A 4,905-nucleotide genomic window follows, 5' to 3' on the forward strand; every position below is an offset into this window, starting at 1 on the left:
TTGAGCTCAGACGTCCCAAGTCAACCAAACTTCTTGCGCCACGCTAGCCTCCGCTATGCCATGTCCAGCGGGATTCGCCAACCACAATTCCCAGTTCGGCTTGCGTTAGCGCATCAGCAATTTGCCTCTTGGTAGAGCTTGGTGGCTTCTTCATCGCTTGACGCTTTTAGTGACGATGAGAGGGGCGGGCATGCCGGCGACGTCTCTCGCTATGACAAAATCTTCAGTGGATAGCGTATGTTCAACGGTCTGTCGTACCGTGGATCTAGATGGCAAGCTTGAGAGCGGTTGATGGAGGTAGTTCTATCTTCTACCTGACTAAGTCACATGAACACATTTCATGTATGCACTCTCTGTGTCACGCAACATCGCTAGAATTTTCTATTCATGAGTAATTGTGATGCCTGTCTCAATACCAGAGTGCGCTATTCGCTGCCGTGTTGAGTTACCATCCAGGGGAAGACGGAAACTTGGAGCCGCGCCTGCGCATGCGTACTGCGATGTCCGTTGGTAAAAAGAAGGTATGGAGAACCCAGAACGATGTTGCGCGTTTTGTGAATATCATAAATTGTTCAGGGCGACCCGTCTGGAGTTTTCCGCATTTAAGTGAGGGTAACCACGTCGTTTAGTTCCACCTGGGTGATTGCATCTAAACGCGCTAGCGATATTGATCGCTGCGGCTCGGCTAGGGAAAGAGATTCAGCTAGGGAAAGGCTGGGGAACCGATGTGAGGCAATACCCACTACTACTGCGATTCACCCTGTTTATAGCCATTCCGTTGCTGATATTGGCAGTTTTGGGTGCTTTGATTGTTAGGTCCAGCCTGCCTCAGCAGAGCGGAACTCTCACCCTGCCTGGATTGCGAGCGCCGGTAGACATACACCGCGACGAATCAGGTGTCACCAGTATTTCTGCTGACAACGACCGCGACGCTTTTTTCGCTCTTGGCTATGCACATGCGCAAGATCGGATGTGGCAGCTCGAACTGCAACGGCGCATTGCCAGCGGTCGCTTGAGCGAAGTCTTCGGAAAGGACAGTATCGATCAAGATATCTGGTTCCGAACGTTGGGGTTGCGACGCTCGGCTCATGATGCGTGGAAAGCATTGAGTCCCCAGGCGCAGGATTCGTTACAGGCCTATGCAGACGGCATCAACGCTTGGCTGGCAGGAAATCCCAGCCTACCTTTGGAATTCTTAACGCTGGGAATCGAACCCGAACCATGGTCGGTGTACGACTCGCTGGCGTGGATCAAAGTGTTCGCGCTCAATCTTGGCGGCAATTATCGTCAGGAGGTTGAGCACATGCTGGCTCGGCAAATGCTCGATCAGCATAAGTTCGCCACGCTATACCCGAACCTTCAAGCGGAGCCGTCGGTACAGTCCCCGCTTGCGATTGCGTCGGTTGAAGCATCGCTGCAACGCATGGCAGGCTTCCAAGAACGTCTGGAGCGCGATTTCGGTCTCGGTGGGCGCTATGTAGGTAGCAATGCCTGGGCCGTGTCAGGGCGTCTGACCGGTAACGCTGGAGCAATGCTGGCGAACGATCCTCACCTGGGGTTACAGATGCCCTCGCTCTGGTACATGGCGGCAATCAAGGGCGACCGCATCGACGCACGCGGTGCGACCATCGTGGGGTTGCCAATGGTGATCTTTGGCCGAAATCAGCATATCGCCTGGGGTGGCACCAATTCCATGGCGGATGTGCAGGACCTGTACTTCGAGCAAGCAGACCCCAGCGATACGAATCGCTATCGTACCGAAAAAGGTTGGGAAAACTTCAGCAGCACGACCGAGCTGATCGCAATACGGCAGGATTTTCCTGCAATCCTCAGTCCCAAGCTGCGGCCGCTGCGTATCCAGGTCCGCAGCACGCGTCACGGCCCGGTGGTGAGCGACCTGTTCAAGGTGTTCGACTATCCAGTGTCGATGCGGTGGACTGCCCTCGACGCTGACGATACCTCCTACGAAGCATTTTATCGGCTCAACTACGCGGAGGATTGGGACGGCTTCCGCCAAGCGCTCGCGCCGCTGGTTGCGCCTGCATTAAACCTGCTCTACGCCGACGGTTCAGGCAACATCGGCCTCCTTACAGCAGGGCGCATCCCGATCCGCCCTGCGGGTGGGGGTGAGGTACCCGTCCCCGGCTGGGGTGGGCACCATGCATGGAGCGGATTCATCGATCCAGATGCAATGCCGCGTCGCTATAACCCGGCCAGCGGCGTACTAGTGTCGGCGAACGAAAAATTCTTCGGATCTGATTATCCGTATCCGTTCAACGGCGAATGGGCTCCACCAGATCGTTCACTTCGGATCGAACGCCTGCTGCTCGCCCTGAAAGACAAGCACGAACCACTGACGCCGCAGGCCATGGGTCGTATTCAGAAAGACACAGTAAGTGAGCCGGCGCGTCGGCTACTAGCCCGCATGCTGCGCCTGCAGCCCTCAAACGATCAGCAGCGCAGGGCGTTCTCGCTTCTGCGCGCCTGGAACGGAGACATGTCGCGTAGTAGCCAGGCGGCCAGCATCTTCAATGCCTGGGTACATACCCTCCGTCGCGAGTTAATGGCCGACGAGCTGCGCGGAAACTGGAATCAGGAAGTGCAGAATCGTTATGTCAAGAGCGTTGCTGGCGACGTCAACCTCGATACTTTGGGGGCAATGCTAGTGGATGGACCCGACAGCTGGTGTCAGAGCCTGGAGACGCCGGAACCCGATACTTGCGACGATGTACTCGACAGCTCGCTCAACGATGCCCTGTGGGAGCTTCTGAAGATGACCGGCGATTCTTCCATGGACAATTGGAAGTGGGGAGAGTTGCACGCTATGGTTTACAAGCACACTCCCTTCAGCAATATCAACGTGCTGCGCAGCGTGTTCGAGCGCAGAATAGCTAATGGTGGTTCGCCGGATACCATCAACGTGGCGTCTTACCGCTATGATCGTTCCGGGCAGTTTACTCAGGATTTTGGTGCCGGTTTTCGTCAGGTTATGGCGCTGGGTGACAAGGATGAGATGCACTTTTACATGAACTCGACCGGCCAATCGGGAAACATCGCAAGTACCCATTACGACGACATGGTCGAGCCTTTCCGAGATGGGGTGTTGCGTGCCTGGCCGCACTCCCATGCGGGTGAGGTACTCCATCTGACGCCGGCGCTATCCGGTAACTCGGAGGCCGCACGATGAAGTTGCTGGGCACCTTCGCCAAGCGTGCACCGAATCGTGTCTTTCTCTCCATCCTGCTGGGAGCCTTGGCTGGGGTTTGCTACGCGCTGATCATCCCGCTGGTGCTTAATGCCATCGATCCGAGTAAGGATCAGTTCGCCAAAGTCGATCCGGACATCGCGGTGTTCCTCATATGGCAGGTGTCCAATTACCGTTATGCCGTTCTGTTTACTCTGGTTTGCGTGCTCATATTGATCGCACGCACAGCTTCCCAGGTCATTCTCACGCGCATTTCGATGGATGTGACCACTGATTTGCGTACCCGGATGTACCGCCGGATTTCCAGCGCACCGATCGCCGAACTTGAACGCGTCGGCATGCCGCGATTGATCGCATCGATCACCGCCGATGTTCCGGTGATCATCGCCGGGGCTCGCTTGCTGCCCGAGTTGCTGACCAATGGCGTCACCTTGGTCGGTATGCTCGGTTTTTTGTTGTACTTGAATTCGGGCGTATTCTGGTTTGTCCTGGGCTGCATCGGTTTCGGCATCGTGACGTATCAGTTGCCGATGATGATCGGGCGCCGCTATCTGGTTCGCGCGCGGCGCAATCTCGACGACCTGCATGAGTCAATTCGTGGCCTGGTCCACGGCGCCAAGGAACTGAAGCTCAATCGCGACAAGCGCGTGGATTACTTCGAACGGGTCCTGGCATACAACGAGACGCGTGTTAGAGAAACGGCAAAAACCGGCCACTCGATCATGGGCGTGGCGGTGAACTACGGCGGACTGATTGTTTTCTTCGTGATCGGTGCAGTCAGCTTCGTGTTCGTCAACCATCACGCGATTGATAGCCAGGAACTAAGCGGGGTGATTATGGCACTGCTCTATGTTACCGGCCCCGTGGGTGCACTCCTCAATTTCGTTCCGCAGTTCGCTACGGCACAGATCGCTTTGAAGCGCTTCAATGCGTTATTCGACCGCATTCCCGAGGAGTCTATTGACCATGCCGCCCCTAAGCGCAGTGGCTGGTCGAGCCTGCGATTGGAAAGCGCAACCTACCATTACCCAGATCGTGGCGAAGACAGGGGTTTCACGGTTGGTCCTTTGGATCTGGAAATCCGCCGCGGTGAGATTACCTTCATTGTGGGCGGTAACGGATCGGGAAAATCTACGCTGAGCAAGCTCATCACGTTGCATTACCTGCCCGATAGCGGTAGCGTGTACTTCGACACCGAGCGCGTAGACCGGGACAACATTTCTGGTTTTCGCTGCGGTATTTCCGCAATCTATTCCGACTACTTTCTGTTCGACCGTCCTTTGGGGGTTGATCTGGAGCAGGCGCGTCCGGAGATAGATGACTATCTGCGCGAATTTTCACTTGATCACAAGGTGCGTTTCGAGAATGGACGCTTCTCCACGCTAGCGTTGTCGGATGGGCAGAAGCGTCGCCTCGCACTAGTAGTGGCGATGATCGAGAACGCCGAAATGTATCTATTCGACGAATGGGCCGCTGATCAAGACCCTGCGTTCAAGAACGTTTTCTATAACCGCATCCTGCCAGAACTGAAGGCACGCGGCAAAGCGGTGGTTGCGATTTCGCACGACGACCGCTATTTCCACCTAGCCGATCAACTGATCGTGATGCGCGAGGGCCTCGTCATTCCCGACGAGGCTCTCGCGCGCACTTGGGCGTACGAATCGTTGCTGGCCGAGCGATAAGGGAGACAGGATCGTCTT

2 protein-coding genes are annotated in these 4,905 nt (G+C 55.9%); both read left to right on the forward strand.

Going from position 1 to position 4,905, the window contains the following annotated elements:
* Positions 1–727 precede the first annotated feature (727 nt).
* Positions 728–3,187 carry a penicillin acylase family protein gene (locus tag AC1PLU_RS07185; RefSeq protein WP_481095303.1) on the forward strand — a complete coding sequence of 820 codons (2,460 nt, stop codon included), beginning with the start codon at positions 728–730 and terminating at the stop codon, positions 3,185–3,187.
* Complete coding sequence (locus tag AC1PLU_RS07190) at positions 3,184–4,887, forward strand: cyclic peptide export ABC transporter (protein ID WP_481095304.1); 1,704 nt, start codon at positions 3,184–3,186, stop codon at positions 4,885–4,887. Before AC1PLU_RS07185 ends, AC1PLU_RS07190 begins: the two co-directional genes overlap by 4 nt.
* The last annotated feature ends 18 nt before the right edge of the window (positions 4,888–4,905 follow it).

The organism is Xanthomonas sp. NCPPB 2933, from assembly GCF_056725225.1.